Source organism: Floridaenema aerugineum BLCC-F46 (genome assembly GCF_041929345.1).
Classification (GTDB): Bacteria; Cyanobacteriota; Cyanobacteriia; order Cyanobacteriales; family Aerosakkonemataceae; genus Floridanema; species Floridanema aerugineum.
The window spans coordinates 19,355-36,433 of the sequence record NZ_JBHFNQ010000086.1; the positions used below are offsets into that span (position 1 = coordinate 19,355).

Below are 17,079 nucleotides of genomic sequence, written 5' to 3' on the forward strand. Positions count from 1 at the left end.
AATCTTTCTCGCTAAAAACTTTGTCTATCACAAAACATCAAAGCTGCGTGTTTATCAGGTAACTCAATTTCTCGTTGCAACTCAAAACCGCAGCGGGTAAAAACATGAATCATTTTTGAGTTGCGAATATCCGGTTCTGCAATCACTTTTTCAGTTGCAGAATGTTGAAATAAAAACTCAGTCATGGCGCGTAACAAGGGTAAAGCATAGCCTTTTCCTAAAAAGCTTGGTTCGCCAATTAATAAGTGAATTCCTCGATCTTCGGGATGAAATTCGTAAGCTTTGGCAACGATATCTCCTGTTACCCAGTAAGCTTCCCAATAACTCATCGGTACACCATCTAAACAACCAATATAAAGGGTTTGATGGTTGTCAGCTAATGCTTTTTCCAGGTGTTTTTGCATTGCTTCTAAATCTAGCGCCAAGTTCCAAAAAGGAATGACGTGGGGTTGATTCATCCAGTTGTGAATTAAAGGTAAATCTTGATTTAGAACCACCTTACGAAAGGCAATTCTTTTGTCAATTTCGGGGTCAAATTTTTCCCAGATATATTGGGAATCTTGCGGTGGAGAATAGGCGAAAGTTGAGTTTAGTAGAGTCATTTTCCTGTTAAATAGCTAAGGGATTTTGAATTGTGACGTAAACAGATTGAGTTGCAACTGAACCAACTAATTCGTCCATGTCGTGAAATCGAGTTAGCAAGTTACCTTTGCATCGCAATTGAGATTGAGTTAGTAAGTTTTCCAAGAATTTGGAACAACCTTGTTCTAGAGATAAGTGTTTTTCTAAGGTTTTTCTTACCTCTAAAATTAGTAAGTTTTCGTCGATTAATTCAGCTATGCCAAAGGCATTTACTAAACCTAGTAAATTGTTCATTACTAAGTAATAGCCTAAGCGTTCGTCAATTACTGCATCTTCACAAAAAGTCTGGCTTTTTTCGCTAATTCCTGGCAGAATTGTTTCTAACTTTTGTCGGAAAGATTCGCGGTAGTAATAGCCTTGGTTATCTCGATAGAAGAATTTATCAGGATAGCCATCTTTTAACTGAAGTACGCTATTTTGTTGATGCGCTTCTACAGCAATTCCGTAAGTAAAATATAACCAGACAATTGGTTCCAAAGAAAGTTTTAAGTAACGTTGAAACCAATCTAAAGCTACTTCTGCTATTAAACGTTTTTCTTGTTCTGCTAACTGCTTAATTATTGCTGCAAGTCGCGAACTTTTACCTGTAATTGTATCCTGGCATAAGGAGATTATACAAGTGGCATCGGTTCGATCGCAAAATGGATTCTCTCTCAGAACTGTGGCAAATCCAGAAGTGAGTTCTTCTTCTCCTTTAATAGTAATATAAGCTGGGTCTTTTACAATCTGAAATTCTGAGAATTTTTGCTGAAGTTCTTGTCCGATTTTGGTGTCGAGAATGCGGGAAACTTCTACACCTCTTTCTAATTCTTTGTAGAGATTTGTTCGTAAGGAATTGGTGATTTTTACATTCAAGGAAAACTTGAACATAAATGAAGAATTAGGATGATAAACTGTGCGAATTGAAGAGGTAGGAAAATAAGCTTTTCCTTGTTGTCCTAAATCTTCTAACAAACCTTGTTTCAGTAACTTTTGTACGCTAGGTTTACGCTTTAAAAATTCTGCTTCCCAAGGATGAACGGGAATTAGTGAATATTCATCAGTTTGACAGTATTTTTGTTTGAATTCTGGCGCAACTTCAGCATCAGCTAAAAGTTCTTTTTTGATTAAGTTTGTTGCTGTTTCGTTTGAGTTTGAATCCTCCTGAATTATAGATTGGTGTGCGCGGAAATAATAGGGAGAAAAACTAGCTTTTAACTCTGGAGAATAAAGCGGTAAATCTTCCTCAGAAAAACCTTGGCGGCTTTTAGGTGTGGGGTGTAAATGATGTCCGAAAACTAAGGCTTGCTCAGTTTCCCTAAATGAACGTTTAAACCCATACAACTCTGGAATTTCTTTGTACCTTTCTTGGACAAACTGCTCAATATTTCGGCAACTTTGCACCACTCGGAGTAATAACTCATCCTGATGTCCATTCTGATTGCTAGCCAACATTAACTCTTTAGTTATTAGTGCGGTTAAAGTGACGTAATCGAGTGGTAAAAGCTCATTTTTTCCCAAAGATTGGTAATACATGGGAAAGCTTAAAATATGCCTTCCCGTAGGCGAATAATAATGCAATCCGGCAAAGATTTCAATGTTTTGGTGAGATAAGAAACAGTGAATTAACAAATCTGTGCCTAATTTTTGCGATCGCAAAACCTCCCCCTCACCACTCTCCCGCAAATAACAGTTAAGAAAACTTTGCATCGTCGCCTGTTCAGCAATTTCTTTAGCTGAAAAAGATTGAGAAACCGTTGGATTAAGTGTTGCTTCAGTCATGGTGAATTAACGAGTAAAAAACAGCAATAGAAAACTCCATCTTCTCTCTGCGTTCTCTGCGTCTGGAGCGGTTTTTTAAATAAACCTCTTGCACAAGTTCGAGATTTTTTTAGAACGCAGATGAATGCAGATAAGAGATACAGATATTCAATTATGTAATTTCTTCTTTCTTCTCTTTCTTCATGTTCTTCGTGTCTTACGTGCTACGCACACGCTACGCGAACGTGGTTCAAAAAAAATCTTCATTTCTCGCTTAAAACTTGACCTATCTCTTTAATTCGCTGCAAAATTTCCTTGACGTGAGTGAGAGTAGTGTGAGGATTGAGGAGAGTAAACTTCAAGTAAACATTGTGGTTAATTTGAGTTTGAGCAATAACAGCTTCTCCTGTTCCTAATAAAGTTAACCGAATTTGTTGGTTAATAGAATTCGCTAATTCAATTTCTCCCGGAAGATAACGGAAAACCACCGCATTAATTGTGGGAAAATTAACTAATTCTAAATCCGAATCATCCTTAATCAAATTAGCAGTTGCTTGAGCAAGTTTGATGGTAGTTTCAATCATCTCTGCTAACTGCTTTTGTCCGATCGCCTGAAGCGTAATAAACAACTTCAACCCATCAAAACGCCGGGTAGTTTGCACAGATTTAGTCACTAAATCTACCATCCCAAACTCTGCGTGACTTTCGGGATTCAGATAGTCAGTGTGTAACTTAATTAACTCAAAATTCAAGCGATTTTTAAGTAAAAAAGCACCGCAACTAATTGGTTGGTAAAACAGTTTATGGAAATCAACCGCGATCGAATCCGCACCATCAATCCCCCTCAACAAATGAGAGTATCGATCGCAAATCGCCAACGCACCTCCATACGCCGCATCAACGTGCAACCAAATTCCCTCCTTCTCAGCAATTTCACTGATAACTTGCAATGGATCGATACTGCCAAAATCAGTCGTTCCCGCAGTCGCTACAATCGCGATCGGCAAACAACCCTCTTGCTTTAAAGCTTCCAAGGTTTCTTGCAACTTCACCGCAGATATTCGATAGCCAGTATCAACTGCTACTGCAACTACCGCCTTTTCCCCTAAACCCAATTGCGCCGCAGCTTGGCGAACTGTGAAATGGGCGACTTCGGAACAGAGAATGCGGAAACGAGATGCTTCTGGTGGTAAACCCTGCTGTTGAATCGACCAATTTAAGTGCTTTTGGGCAAAGCGATCGCGTGCAAGCAGCAATCCCATAAAGTTAGACTGCGTACCCCCACTGGTAAAAATCCCGTCTGCAACCTCCCCGTAACCGAACCACGCACAGACTTCACGAATCATTTGCTGTTCTAAGTGCGTCGCCGCTGCACTCTGATCCCAGGAATCCATCGATTGATTCATTCCACTAATCAGCACTTCTGCTGCTAAAGCGGGAATCACCGGAGGACAATGCAGGTGGGCGACACAGGCGGGATGGGAAACCACAACCGAGTTATTGAGAATTATTTTAGCAGTAGTGTGTAACACTTGTTGCAAATTTTTCCCAACTTTTGGGAAATAATTGAACTTGTCTAAAGTTGCAGCTAGATCTTCTGGAGATGTCCCGCTGTAAGGTTGAGATTGTGCGGCAAAGTGATTAATCAGCAACTCTTGTGCTAGGGCGATCGCTTCCCGATAAGCTGCCCAACTCGCTTCCGAATTCCCCAACAATTCAGCATCAAAACACTGCTGAGGTAGATTTTCCGGCAAACTTAACATTCTCCTACCTCTGCCAAAACCTGCGATTCTGCCGCCTGAACTGCTGCGGCGAAAATCTCGCTAATACTGTCGATTTGTTCCGTTGTCACGATTAATGGCGGTAAAAAGCGCACTACGCTGCCAAAACGTCCTCCAAGTTCCAAAATTAGCCCTCTTCTTAAGCATTCCGCTTGAATTCTCTGTGCCATTGCCGGATAAACGGGATACTTCTCACCGCACATTTGCCCATCGGAGTTTACCACTTCCACGCCAATCATTAACCCACGTCCCCGCACGTTACCGATGCAGCGAGTTTGTTGTTGAATGCTTTGCAGATTCTGCAATAAGCGATCGCCCATTTTCGCCGCCCAATCCATCAATCGATGTTCCAAAATATAGTTCAGGGTTGCAATTCCCGCTGCCATCGCCAATTGATTGCCCCGAAACGTTCCTGCGTGTGCCCCCGGTTCCCAACAGTCGAGGTTTTCCCGGTACAACACCACAGACAGAGGCAAACTTCCCCCGATCGCTTTCGAGAGCAACACCACATCTGGCAATATTCCCGAATGCTCAAAAGCGTATAATTTGCCCGTTCTCCCCCATCCTGTTTGGATTTCATCCACAATTAGCGGGATATCTCTTTCTTGCGTCATTTTGCGGATTTCCTGTACCCAAGCATCCGGCGCAGGAATTGCCCCCCCTTCGCCTTGAACGATTTCTAAAATCATCCCTGCTGGGTTATTAATGCCGCTTTCTGGATCTTCCAAAACGTGCTTAATATAATGACTGCTGAGGCGATGTCCCGCTTCCCCACCAATGCCAAAGGGACAGCGATAATCGGAAGGATAGGGCAGAAAATGCACATCGCTCATCAATCCGGCGATCGCTTCTTTCGGTGCCAGCTTACCCGTGAGACTCAAAGCCCCGTGAGTCATCCCGTGATAACCACCGTGAAACGACAGCATGGTGCGCCTTCCCGTCGCCGTTTTCACCAGTTTCACCGCAGCTTCCACCGCATCTGCCCCAGAAGGTCCACAAAACTGAATCCGCGCCTGTTGTGCAAAAGCAGGGGGCAAACTGGCGAATAAATCTTCGACAAATTGATCTTTGATTGGCGTGGTCAGATCCAGAGTGTGCAATGGGTAACTTTCGTCTAAAACCTGTCGCATTGCTGCCAACACAACCGGGTGATTGTGCCCCAAAGCGAGAGTCCCTGCACCTGCTAAACAGTCAAAATACTGCTTTCCGTCAGCATCGGTGATGAAAATCCCTTTGGCAGCGCGAATTGCTAGGGGAATCGAGCGCGGATAGCTGCGGGCGTTCGATTCCCTCTGTTTTTGGCGATCAAGATATGCTTGCGATCGCTTCCCTGGTACAGATCGTAAATCGCCGCCTGTGTTATGGCAAATTTTAATTGGGCGTAAACACTCTTGCTCCTGTGATGAGGAGTTGTTGCAGGTTGGATGCACTTGTCATTCCCTTCAACTTGTGGTTTCTAAAGTTCACATTCATTTTATTGAAAAAAATTTTCAATAAAATGCTTATATAAGTGCAATATCATAAACTTAAAAGATAATTACTGTCAATAAGCTAATAGATAACCTTCAGTAGACCGAAAACTTTTGCGATCGCTGCCTAAAAGCTAATAAAATGTAGCTTATAATACAATACTTCGGTTCCCGCTCAAAGTTACTAGACCGAAAACTTTTGTAAGTTCACGAAACCATCAGGGTTTGGGCCGATGTTTTTGGGACTCTCTTGCGATCGCGCAAGCGTAAGCAAGAGAGTATATCCACAAACCTGTTACTCGAAAAGCTGATTCTCACTTAATTTCACCTGATTCGGGTAACTAGCTCAGATCAAGGACACAGCAATGCTTCCAGAAAACTTTTCGGTCTACTGAAAGTTGGTTAAATGCCAAGGATTAATTAGTAAATCTTATAGTTGAAGGCTATTAACCAACCTTACGTCAAACTCAATCACGGTCTAAGCTCCAGATCGTAGGTACAAAAAGCTGGTTTTTCTCGTTCAATAATATCTCTTACTAATCTTTCATCTATTTCCTCTGAGTTATTGGTACGCAAACTTACAATAAAGTGAAAAGGACGCGCACCTCCCAACATAGAATCCTGACCTATGAAAGTTTTTCCCAAAACGAAACCTTGACTAAAAATTTCTTCTATACTTATATGTTTTTCTGACTCAGGAAGATGTTCATCTAAAGGTAAACCCGTATAAAGATGTAAGTAATAACGTAAACCTCTGCGCGTTCCATGCCAGCGATAAAGAGTTACGGCATTGCGAATTAAACGACGTTGTTTTTTAGAATCCCAACGTTCTTCCATATTCCAAGCTACCCAATTTGCAAGAAAGGGAAGCATTGCTTCTGGTGCTGTTAAAGGGTCTAAATATGCCCAGAGTACGTCTATAGTTTGAACTGCGGGGTCAAATGCCTGCTCGAAAATAGTAAGAAATCGCCCAATAAAATCTATTTCTCGATAAATTGCAGGTAAGAAATTCAGGTAAGAATTATGAGGGCGAACACAAATATTAAAAACTCGATAACCAATTAATTGTTGATGAGTTTCTCTTTCTGTATATACATAAACTTGAGCTTCATAGTTAATTTGTAATCGTGCTTTCCTACCCATTAAAGCAAACTGATTTTCAAAAAAGTTTTCTGGAACTTGAAAGGTTAGTTCTTTGTCTACTTTTTGGTTGGGGCCAATTTCTTCTGCTGCTTCTTGATGCCAATTACACCAAATTTCAGGAAAATCTCCTTCAATTACTAATTTCCACCTTAATGGATGAGAACCCAGGTTTTCTAATTGGACTAACATTTCGCCCGGTTCACCAGGATGTAAAAGTAGGTTTTGAGCGATCGCTTCTTCTTGATTATTTCCCGCAAAACTTGCTAATGCTGAAGATTCTACTGCATCCGGGGTTTGCATTGAGGCAAGTTTTAAAGCTAAAGTTGGACGGTAATTTGCTTGAGTCATTGTTAATTGGTAGTTGGTAGTTAGTAGTTGGTTATTAAACCTCTCCAACGAAGAATTTCAAAGGCAGACAGGATGCCTACCCCACAAGAGTTTTTGGAGATGTCTATTGGTAAAATAATTTTGCATTACCTATTACCTACTACCTATTAACTATTAATATAATTCAATAACATGACCGGATTGTAGTCCATCTCCTTCATCTGCCCAAGAACAAATCAACCCTAAAGAACCTGGATTAATTATTGATTGTGGTTCATCTGTAAAAAACCAATTTGCTCCATACTTACGTATTTCAAAAAGTTCTACAACTCCTAAATAACGAACCCCAGGAATTTTTTGACATAAGGCAACAATATCGGAAGTATACAAGGGGCGGCCTAAATCCCAACCTTTGCCATCAACGCCACCAATTAGAGGATTTAAAAAGCGGTATAAGTTAACCAGTAATGCCGATCGAATTTCTTCTTGAGCGCGAGGATTATTATATCTTGGATCTATAGTTACTTCTGTTCTGACACTTACTCCCACATATTCAGGTTCTTGTAATTTTACCTGTACTCCTAAAGGTTTGCGGTCTTGCATATATTCAAGAATTCTTGTTTCTAATTCCCTGTTAAGAGTAAAGTACTCATCGGGGTTCATACCACGCCGAAAATCAAATGTTTCAATACTAATTTTTGGTATAATTAGTAATTGGACAATTCCCGGTATAGCGGTAGTCGGGTCAGTTAGACAGTGAGCGCGAGCTACAGTTCTCGATGCTGTTTTTGCTAGGTTTTCAAAGTCTTCTGGAGTGACAGCACATTCACGAGTTCGCAATATTTGCGGTACTCGGATGACGGCTTCATCTAATGATTCTGCATCAATTCCTCCCCTTGCTGATTCATAATTGATTACACTTTTAATGTAAGGAATTGCTTGTTTAAGAACGGTAAGTTTTTCGGCTTGAACGTTACCGCGACTACCGCCTCCAGTGCGGTAAGCAACCATGTAAATTTCTGCTCCGGGAGGGGGAACTTTGCCATATTGTCGTTCTAATGCTTCGCTGGCTAAAGATGATGGTTGTACGATCGCTAAATTTCGCGGTTCGCTACTATCTCGCCTGACTATTCTTCCTACTGGTTGAATTTGCGATCGCTGTTGTGTTTGTTGTTTAATTTGTGCTGGTTCTCGAATCAAAGGGCCAAATTGAATTACACCAGTTTGGGAATCAATGGTATAATGTCGATCGTCAGGTGTAGAGTCAGCAAAATCAGAAACTTCAGTCCAAACTTCTAGTTCGCCATTAATTGGTTTAACTGCAATAGTTTCGCCTTCTTTACGTTCTAAAACTGGTTTTCCTTGCAATTCAAATGCTTGTCCCGGTTTACCATCACTTACGCCTAAAAGTTCGTTTTCAATTCGCACACATTCGCTAGCATTAATTGCTCCCCCGATCGAACGTACAGCTAAACCAACTATACTAGGAGAACTGCTATAACTTGGTTGTGCTTCTCGCGGATGTGTGTAGACACAGCGTATCCAATGACCGCTATAACCTGTGCCAAAATCTGCGATCGGCCATTGTTGGGGTAAATGTAGCACGACATCGGCTCCATCATTCAAGGAATTACTTCCTTGTTGTGCTAATCTGTCAAAACTAAAACCTCTAGTTTTATCATCTTCTCTCTGGCGCAAAATTGTTGATTGCCAATTACTACCATTCCAAGCTTCCCATTTTAGCGGCGGATCATCTGGGTTAATTCCAGTAGTTCTAGCTGCTTCTCCTTTAAAGGTAATTGCTATGACATTTCCGATAATTGGACTTTCTAAATCTTCTTCTGTTAAAACCAGATAAAAACAATTATTAAAACTAGAGTCCTCAAACAAAAGTGTTTCTTCGAGGTTCCACCATTGATTGTTTAGGGGAGTGCGATCGCTTAAATTTTGTGGTATATTTTCTTCTGTTACTGCTGTGAGAAAGTGCCTAATTTTTGGATTGCCAATGATTAATTCGCGATCGGTACTAAATATCACCGCTTCTTGGGTTTCCGTCCGCACTGTAGCAACTTCCGTTGAGTAAGGAATTACAATTGCTTGAGACTGCGCTTTGCTGAGATAAAAAGTGATCTCGCAGTTAGCAGGTGCTGGTGGTAAAAGGCGAATTCCCAACAATTCTAAAAAGGCGACATAATTTCGCCGGGGAACTTGATTGAATCTCATTAACATTTGGTCGGTTAACCAAGCAAACAATTCAATCAAAGTAATTCCCGGATCTCCTGGGTTATGATTCGTCCATTCTGGACAATAGCGAGGAATGCGAAGAATACATTCTTCTACTAAATCATTAAAAGTTCGATCGTCCAGGTTTGATTTAGGTAATTCTGGTAAAAAGTCAAAATTCACGGGCATTTTCCCCTACAGGCGATAGATAAAAGGGATAAACCAAACTACGAGTATCAGGGCTATTTTTGGGTTGATATTCAATAATAATGTCTACTCTACCTCGAATGGGGTCAGGATCGGCCCGTACTTCTTTTAATATAATGCGCGGTTCCCACATTTCTAGGGCTTCTTCTACGTATAAACGAATTAATAGGAGAGTTTGAACGTTCATTGGTTCAAACACCAATTCTGAGAGGCGCGAACCAAAGTTTGGTCTGTAAACGCGCTCTCCTAAATCCGTTCGGAGGATGATGATTATAGATTCTTCAATATTGGGGGTGCTAGAGCTAAGTTGGATACCACCCTGTACATTTATTTGTAGAGGGAATGCCAAACCTGAACCGATGTAATTGTTTTGTTGATAATAATATTCTTGTGGCATAGTAGCTATTTTTGTAGATTCTATATTTTATCATTTAGTTAGGTGAAAAAGGAAGGGTTAAGTTTCTATTTTGGCGATCGCCTCTCCCGCTTCCGCTTCCCCATAAATAATCGACATAATTCCTGGCAAGTATTCATCCATCATGGTAACGTTGGCGTAAACCAACCTTTTGATTAAAGCAAAACTGAGCCGATCGCCTTCAACATCAATACTGGTTTTGTAGCGGATTTCTCCGTATTCAAAATCCATTTCAAAATTGCCGATAATCATGCCAGAATTAGCTCTAGTCAGAAATTCTGCTACAGCCAGCCGCTTGTTTTCTGGTGCGTTGTCGGGACAAATTGAGTAAAAGACGAATTGCTGCTGTTGTTCTCTAGCTTTGGCGTAGCAAGTCCATTTGCCGTTTTTCCCTTGGAAAGCAAGGCGCAAAGTAGGCTCTCCTTTAATCTTGAAAAAAGCCCAGTCATCTTTGGTGAAAAAATTAACTATTTCCTCAAATATTTGCCTGCTAGTAGTAACCAAATTAATCTCGTCTGTAGCTTCCTGAACAAGTGCTTCATTTGCAGTATCAGCTAATTCTGTAAAGGCATTATTAAATTCGGCAAAAACTTCAGAAATCGCCTCTTCGGTTGCAGCTAGACCAGTATCAGCCAACTGCTCAAATACCTTAGTCATTTCCTCAAGAGACTGGGAAATTGTCTCTTCGGCCTTAGACATATCTGCATCAGACCAATCTTTGATAAACTGAATTATGGCTTGAGAAACTTGCCCGTTAGAATTGGCTTCTTGGGTAATTATAGATGGACTAACATAAGACCAAAAAGTGCAATAGCCAATTGTCGCGGACTCAATAGACTGCTGAACGTGCGAACAAAACCAACTCTCGGTGGATAAGAGGAGATTGTCGGGTTGTTCTTGGCTGAGGTTTTGTAGGTAAGTTAGCGCCTCGTCGGGGTTAGTGGCGAGATTTGTCAGTTGAGGCAGCAAATCTGGTCGTACAATAGCTGTAATTTCAATATCCGCTTCAGCCTGAAAGTTACCAGCAGCAAAAGGCCCGTGTAATTCCGGTTTAAGATTGAACAACCCTTGGGTGTTAACGCGCTGGTAAAGTTCTGGACTTACCTTAAAGGTGAAACGGCACTCGCTGAGAGTATCTTCCTGTCTATTCAGTGCCAAATTTACTGACCACAGGGTTAAATTTGATGCCGAAGGGTCACGTAGTATCAGTTCTTTATTGGGGCAAGAATTTTCATTAGTTGCAATCATCTTCGTCAACACCCTAAAAAAGAGTACTTATTTGATCAGCCGCAGATTTCGGCGCATCAATATTGGTTAATAACTGCTTGAAATGTTGAACTTTATTTTGGATATCAGCGTCGTCAAGCAATTTTTTGACAGCCAACTTTACTTGGTTTCCCGTTAATTCCGATGGAGATAAAGGAATGCCTAATTTATTTTTTTTGACAAGCCAAGCATTGATATTTTGGTCGTTGTTGAAAGGGATGACCACCGCTGAGACTCCTTGCGATAAAGCCTGATAAGTAGTACCATTTCCCCCACAGTGAATTACTGCTTGGGAATGCTTCATAATTTCTGAACCTGGAATAAATCTTGTTACATGAATATTGGGAATATTAGGTACAGCATCGGGATGTATAAAAGCACCAGTGGTTAAAACAACTTCATAAGCATTGTCATTTTTAAAGGCATCAATAATAAGTTGAATAAATTTTTCTTTACCTGTATTGCCTGTTGTGGCATAAATAATTTGTTTGGATTGGTTGATTTTCAGGAAATCTGGAACTGTAGCGTTGAATCCCTCCCAAATTAGCGGGCCAATATAACGGAAGTTTGGCGGCAGATTTTCTAGAGGGCAAAATTGCGGCAAATCGGCTATTAACGTTAAATCGCCTCTGAGGAAATCGTAGAGAGAAACGAGATTTTTTAGTTTATGTTTCTGGGCATATTCTCGAAAGTGAGTTGCCAGGTCTCTTTTTTGTTTTCCCTGAATGGCTTTAGCCGCTATAGAGGCGATTTTATAATCGAGAGGTCGTTTATCTTTGGGAATCATGACATCAACCGGGTCGAAGTAATCTGTCATGTAACCATTGACAATTGATATGTAAGGAACTCCCGCAATTTTAGAAGAAATCGCACCAGTGAGCCGGAAATCTCCGATGATAGCATCGGGTTTAAAAGCTTCAATTGCCTTTAATTCGTCGTTGACGCATTGTTCGATTAAAGAGGGTGTATAGGCAGCAAAAACATTGCTACTGAAGTCTGTAATTACAGCATCGGCGACCGGGAAAAACTGAAAATTGTAATGCTGTAAAATTTGGTTATTTTCTGGAAAGACAAAGGCAATTTCTGCTCCCCGTTGTTGAAGTTCTTGGGCAATTAGGACTAGGCGAGTTAGGTGCGATAGGGCGATCGCGCTGGGGAGAAATAGGAAGCAGTTGTGAATTTTAGGTATCCTTTCAATCACATCACAATCCAGTTTGATAGGTTAACTTCCATAGCTTCGTCTCAAGTTCTTGAGTTGTTCAATCATGTCCTCTGGCGAACAATATAGGTATTCGTCAAGAAACGAAATACGCAAATTATCACCGATGAGCTCAAATCCAAGTTCTTCAACGCAATAATCATTGCCGTCAAGCAAGTAATCTAGCAACTCATTAAGAGTATCACTATCTAACCATCCAACTTCTAGACCACGGATGACTAAATTCCAACAAGCTGCAAGTTGTGGTTGTTTGGGTTGCAGTTCTTCGGCAAGCTGTATGAGTTTCTCATTATTCATTGCTATACAATCCTTAGTCTGTCAACTACTACCAATCAGTTTGAGGTAAAGAAGGCCATGACTTGTCGAAACGTGGGGCATGAGATGAAATTTGTTTAGTTCCGTCTGGCAGTTGCTTAAACCAGCCTTGAATACGGATTGTACCACCGTCAGAAGTAGGAACTGATGCCTCAAAGTAACCATCTGCTGGGCTACCATCAGCCTTTGTCTTAGTACCAAAGGGTTCAAAAACTGTACCTGATTTTCCATTTATGGCACGGTCGAGAGCTTGATTTCCAGCAGCCTCAAGCTCTGTACGGGACATTTTTTTCGGATAAACGGTCTTCTCTATTTTGCCTGTTTTCTGCTGACCTGTCTTTGGATCGGTTCCAACACGCTCTATAGTAACTCTACGTACTCCTGTTACTGGATCTTCTTTAACTTCTTTGATGTTGTAGCCATCTTTCTTGCACCGCTCCACCAGTGCATCCCACTCATGAATTCCCTTACCATTCCATTTTCCGTTGTAAGGAGACTGTGGAGATGTTTCTATTTCACCTTCGTATAAGTGATGCTTTGTATCATCTGTAGTATAGTCTGGATCAATTTCATGGTCACTAGCAATCATGTGAATTGAATAATGACCAGGTTTAGCTTTAGGTCGTGCTTCAAATCGTTCAATCCAAGAATATCTAGACTTAACAGTGCTGTTGAGAATTCCCAATAGCGCTGGCACGGGTGTATCAATCCTATCGTTAGCTTCCGTAATTGCTTTGGCTTGAGCGATCGCAGCTGGCAATTCAGCAGCCTTTTTAGCCCCATTGTCAGTTGTCTCCTTCCCGCCGCGTTCAGCCCCTTCCTTGCCTGCTTCTCCAGGTTTCTTAATTCCCAGCTTTTCTTTGAAACGATTCCATTTGTCTTGCAGGAAATTCTTGATGCGATCTCTGACACCTCTCAATTTCTGCTTAATCAAAGGAATGGCTTTTTCTTTCGCCAACCTTATCCCTTTGCGAACCAGATCTGCTACCCGCTTGCGAGCTTGCGCGACCAGTCTGCGCCCTAACTCAGTAGCTCTCTTGATCTGTTGACTGCTCCATTGCCTAGCCTTTTGAACTGCCTCTCGCCCTTTTTGAATAGCGCTTTGAGTAAATTCTTTCAGGAGACTTGTCGCCTTTCGCGTCACATCTGCAACTTTGCGACCAACCTTCAACGCTATTTCTTTCCCGCGCTGCGCCGCAGTTTTAACCATGTTGACCGCTTGCGAAACGCGACTTTGGACAGCATCAAACGCCTTTCTCGCCATCCCCATGAATGGCCCCATTACTTTACCTAATAAGCCTTGTGCTTGGTTGGCAACGTCACGCGCTCTTTGCATAGCACCATTGACAAAACCGCCAATCCGTGCTGTCAGTGCCGTGACCAGTCCTCGCGCTCGTTGACCCGCTGCTTTGGCAAAGTTAACGGTTTTCTGGGCGAATTGCGTCACGCCTTGGCGTAACTTTGCTCCTTGTCGAGATGCCCATCCCAGGAATTGTTTTCCGTAGCGACGCGCCCCATTGAGCAGCCCCTTGGCTTTGCCTAAAGCGGGTCGCAAAATGTTATCTGCATTCTTCAGGACACCGCTAAGAGCTTTACGAATAGCCCCCTTGGAGCCTTTGCCAACTGCTTTGATCGCATCCCCAACACCTGGGATAATACCAATACCTGAGAGGACGAGATTAATCCAGGCATCAGGGTCTTTGTATCCCGTCTCGTGGAGTTTCTTGACATTGGCAACGATGTCTCGGATGTCAGCTACCTGTCCGGCATAAGGAACAAAGCCAATGGCAACCTGCCCGATGGTATTCCAGATAGTTGGGTTCTCATTGAAATCCCCAACAACTGCGCCTTCAAGTAATTGTTTACCAATGTCGAAGCCCGCTGCTGGAACAGATTCCACTTGGGTCATCAGTCCATCTAACCGTTCTAGCTGACTGGGTTCCTGCACAGGTGCCGGACTAGAGCCTTGAATGTTAGCAGCCGCTCTAGCCCGTTGGCTCCGCTCTGCTTGAATCGCTTGAGCAAAGAGTTGCCGTCTTAAATTCGTTGCTGTGCGAAATACAAGATGCTGCGGTATGAAAACATCCCAGATGTTGGGATTGGCTTGTTTAAATGCGTTTGCAATCTGACTGCCGAAGCCTTTTACTGCGCTCCACCCGCTTGAAGCCAATCGCATCAAAGGTTGGATAATGTTGTTTTTTACCCAGTCAAGTCCGCCTGTTAATAAGTCACGCCCTTTTCCCAGTCCTGCGCCGACAATTTCCTTTCCTTTGTTCCACCCCTTTGAAATCCAATCCCCAATCCCACGCTGAATCGATAGGGGACTTGGCGTGAAGCCTCCCTCTAATGATTTCGCTTGAATCGGCTTGTTGTCAAAGGTTAAGCTGGGAAGTTCCTTGGCTTGAAGAGCTTCTGGTTGTTCTTCCTCCGGCTGGGACTCAGTGGGCGTTTCTTTATTGAGGGAAATTTCCGGGATTTGTCCGGGAAGTTCTTTGGCTTGAAGCGCTTCTGGTTGTTCTTCCTCCGACTGAGACTCAGTAGGCGTTTCTTTATACAAAGAAATGTCCGGGGTATGACCTGCAATTTCCTTAGCCTGAAGCGGTTCTTTTTCCTCTTCCTCTGGCTTGGGTTGTCGTTGCACCTGCTTATTCAGCCGCAAGCCACCCGTTTGCTGGATGGTGTGAGTCAACTCGTGCGCCGTCAACTCATTTTTCCCAGGAGATTTACCTGCTCCGAAGTAAATATCGCTACCATGAGCAAATGCTTGCGCCCCCAAATCTTTGTTCATTTGGACGGCAGTGGAGTCGGTATGCACCCGGACTGAGCTAAAATCTGCACCAAAGCGGGGTTCCATGAACGATCGCACTTCATCCGGTAACGGACTACCTCCCCCCTTGCTATTGGCGAGGTGGTTTTCTATGCTAGCTGAAGATTGGGTTGTGCTGTTGGGCGATCGTTGTAATCCCAACTTCATTTGTAACTCTTCAGAATCTTCTCCTGTCTGACGCTGCACCAACCGAGAAATAGAATTACTTAGCAAAGAAGGCTGATTTTCCTCTTTTAGTTCATCCGTCTGACTATCCGTTTGTCGCTGAATCGCTGAGTCTGACATAGCCATCACTTTCGCCGCCATACTATCAGCTTCGTGTTCGTATTTATCCCCAGGTTTACCAACAGTAAGTTTAGTTTGAATCGGCTTTAACTCAGTGTCTTCTTGTAGCGTTTCCGGTGAAGAAGAATTATCTGACTCTTCTTTTAATTGAACTTCTTGATTTTCTTCTTTCTCTTCGGCAACTGGAAGAGTATTGTCTGACTCTTCTTTTAATTGAACTTCTTGATTTTCTTCTTTCTCTTCTGCTACAGGAAGAGAATTATCTGATTTTAACTGAACTTCTTGATTTTCCTCTTTTTCTTCTGCACCGGGAAGAGGATTATCTGATTCTTCTTTTAACTGAACTTCTTGATTTTTATCATCTTCCTTTTTGCCTGTTAGAGAAGCAAAATCAGAATTTTCTCGCGGCTGAAGTTTCTTTTGTTCTTCTTCCTGACGCTGAATATTTCCTTGCTGCATATTCGCCTCTGACGAAGGAGCAAATATTGGCATATTCAGCAAATTAAAACTAGGACGGATAGTGTTTGGTTGTGGTGGCGAATCTGCTGTAATAGTTCCAGCAGTAGCGACAGTTTGATATCTCTCATCACTAAAAGGTCGTTCCTGAAATTGGGACGATGATACCATTTGAGATGGCGCAGATGAGTTTTTCTGAACTTGTACTCTGTCGCTCATTGCCTAATTCCTCTCAGCTTTCTCTAGTATAAGAAGACTTTTTTATCCGCCAATCAGTACCGTAGAACAACCCATTGCAATTTTATTTGGGGGGCCAAGTGCTTCAACAATAGTATCTCCCATTCGACAAGCAGGAAGCCCGTTAATTAATACCGTCCTGCTACCATCAATTACAACGCCTGGGCCGTGTGGTGGGATAGGTAAAGGAGTAGCACAATTATGAATGTCTGCGCCACCAGCACTAGTAGTAATTGTACTGCTCATACTGGCGGCGGCTGTGGTTTTTGTGGTTTCTTCAGCGGCTTTTGCTGCTGGCAGTCCTGGCGTGCCTGCGGCTGCGGCTGTGGCTGATTCTGCTGCGGTAATTGCTGCGTCGCTGACTTTTTTTGCTGATAAGATTACTGCGGCTCCCGCTGCTGGTATGCCTCGCCAAGCTGGTAAACCGCCTATTAGTACGGTAGGGCTACCAGGCCCTCCGGTCAAGACGGGTGGGAGAGGGTGGGCTACACGATCGGTAATTCTAGCTGCTGGTTTACTCATAATAA

The 17,079-nt window shown here is 42.4% G+C and carries 12 protein-coding genes; all 12 read right to left on the bottom strand.

The genetic code is table 11. The features are described from left to right. Positions 1-11: 11 nt before the first annotated feature. A complete protein-coding gene (locus ACE1CC_RS10785; RefSeq protein ID WP_413270461.1) occupies positions 12-602 on the bottom strand; it encodes a GNAT family N-acetyltransferase in 591 nt (196 codons plus the stop codon). Positions 603-609: 7 nt separating this feature from the next. Continuing rightward, a complete protein-coding gene (locus ACE1CC_RS10790) occupies positions 610-2,403 on the bottom strand; it encodes an IucA/IucC family protein (protein WP_413270462.1) in 1,794 nt (597 codons plus the stop codon). 242 nt (positions 2,404-2,645) lie between these two features. Beyond that, entirely contained in the window at positions 2,646-4,145 is a 1,500-nt protein-coding gene (locus ACE1CC_RS10795; protein ID WP_413270463.1) for a pyridoxal phosphate-dependent decarboxylase family protein, read from the bottom strand. After that, positions 4,139-5,533 carry a diaminobutyrate--2-oxoglutarate transaminase gene (locus tag ACE1CC_RS10800; protein WP_459563827.1) on the bottom strand — a complete coding sequence of 465 codons (1,395 nt, stop codon included), beginning with the start codon at positions 5,531-5,533 and terminating at the stop codon, positions 4,139-4,141. The genes ACE1CC_RS10795 and ACE1CC_RS10800 overlap by 7 nt, the downstream gene beginning before the upstream one ends. Before the next feature lie 570 nt (positions 5,534-6,103). Next, a complete protein-coding gene (locus ACE1CC_RS10805; protein WP_413270465.1) occupies positions 6,104-7,123 on the bottom strand; it encodes a phage tail protein in 1,020 nt (339 codons plus the stop codon). A 153-nt stretch (positions 7,124-7,276) separates the two neighbouring features. Further along, positions 7,277-9,508 (bottom strand): putative baseplate assembly protein, encoded by a 2,232-nt coding sequence (locus ACE1CC_RS10810; RefSeq protein WP_459563828.1) that lies wholly within the window; start codon positions 9,506-9,508, stop codon positions 7,277-7,279. Beyond that, the gene (locus ACE1CC_RS10815; RefSeq protein ID WP_413270467.1) at positions 9,498-9,929 is read right to left on the bottom strand and encodes a GPW/gp25 family protein; all 432 of its coding nucleotides are present in this window, start codon (positions 9,927-9,929) and stop codon (positions 9,498-9,500) included. The genes ACE1CC_RS10810 and ACE1CC_RS10815 overlap by 11 nt, the downstream gene beginning before the upstream one ends. Before the next feature lie 57 nt (positions 9,930-9,986). Further along, positions 9,987-11,195, bottom strand: coding sequence for a type III secretion system chaperone family protein (locus tag ACE1CC_RS10820; protein WP_413270468.1), 1,209 nt, complete (start codon positions 11,193-11,195; stop codon positions 9,987-9,989). Positions 11,196-11,208: 13 nt separating this feature from the next. Next, positions 11,209-12,414: a glycosyltransferase gene (locus ACE1CC_RS10825; RefSeq protein ID WP_413270469.1), complete on the bottom strand. Its 1,206-nt coding sequence runs from the start codon at positions 12,412-12,414 to the stop codon at positions 11,209-11,211. A 21-nt stretch (positions 12,415-12,435) separates the two neighbouring features. After that, entirely contained in the window at positions 12,436-12,729 is a 294-nt protein-coding gene (locus ACE1CC_RS10830; RefSeq protein ID WP_413270470.1) for a hypothetical protein, read from the bottom strand. A 28-nt stretch (positions 12,730-12,757) separates the two neighbouring features. Beyond that, on the bottom strand, positions 12,758-16,534 hold the full coding sequence (locus ACE1CC_RS10835) for an eCIS core domain-containing protein (protein WP_413270471.1): 3,777 nt from the start codon (positions 16,532-16,534) through the stop codon (positions 12,758-12,760). A 42-nt stretch (positions 16,535-16,576) separates the two neighbouring features. Then, positions 16,577-17,074, bottom strand: a complete 498-nt coding sequence (locus tag ACE1CC_RS10840; protein WP_413270472.1) for a PAAR domain-containing protein — start codon at positions 17,072-17,074, stop codon at positions 16,577-16,579. Positions 17,075-17,079: the final 5 nt, after the last annotated feature.

Excerpts from the sequence above, each read along its gene's own strand:
- ACE1CC_RS10795 (WP_413270463.1), bottom strand. The coding sequence starts at position 4,145 with ATGTTAAGTTTGCCGGAAAATCTACCTCAGCAGTGTTTTGATGCTGAA.
- ACE1CC_RS10805 (WP_413270465.1), bottom strand. The coding sequence starts at position 7,123 with ATGACTCAAGCAAATTACCGTCCAACTTTAGCTTTAAAACTTGCCTCA.
- ACE1CC_RS10790 (WP_413270462.1), bottom strand. The coding sequence starts at position 2,403 with ATGACTGAAGCAACACTTAATCCAACGGTTTCTCAATCTTTTTCAGCT.
- ACE1CC_RS10840 (WP_413270472.1), bottom strand. The coding sequence starts at position 17,074 with ATGAGTAAACCAGCAGCTAGAATTACCGATCGTGTAGCCCACCCTCTC.
- ACE1CC_RS10785 (WP_413270461.1), bottom strand. The coding sequence starts at position 602 with ATGACTCTACTAAACTCAACTTTCGCCTATTCTCCACCGCAAGATTCC.
- ACE1CC_RS10815 (WP_413270467.1), bottom strand. The coding sequence starts at position 9,929 with ATGCCACAAGAATATTATTATCAACAAAACAATTACATCGGTTCAGGT.
- ACE1CC_RS10820 (WP_413270468.1), bottom strand. The coding sequence starts at position 11,195 with ATGATTGCAACTAATGAAAATTCTTGCCCCAATAAAGAACTGATACTA.
- ACE1CC_RS10835 (WP_413270471.1), bottom strand. The coding sequence starts at position 16,534 with ATGAGCGACAGAGTACAAGTTCAGAAAAACTCATCTGCGCCATCTCAA.
- ACE1CC_RS10830 (WP_413270470.1), bottom strand. The coding sequence starts at position 12,729 with ATGAATAATGAGAAACTCATACAGCTTGCCGAAGAACTGCAACCCAAA.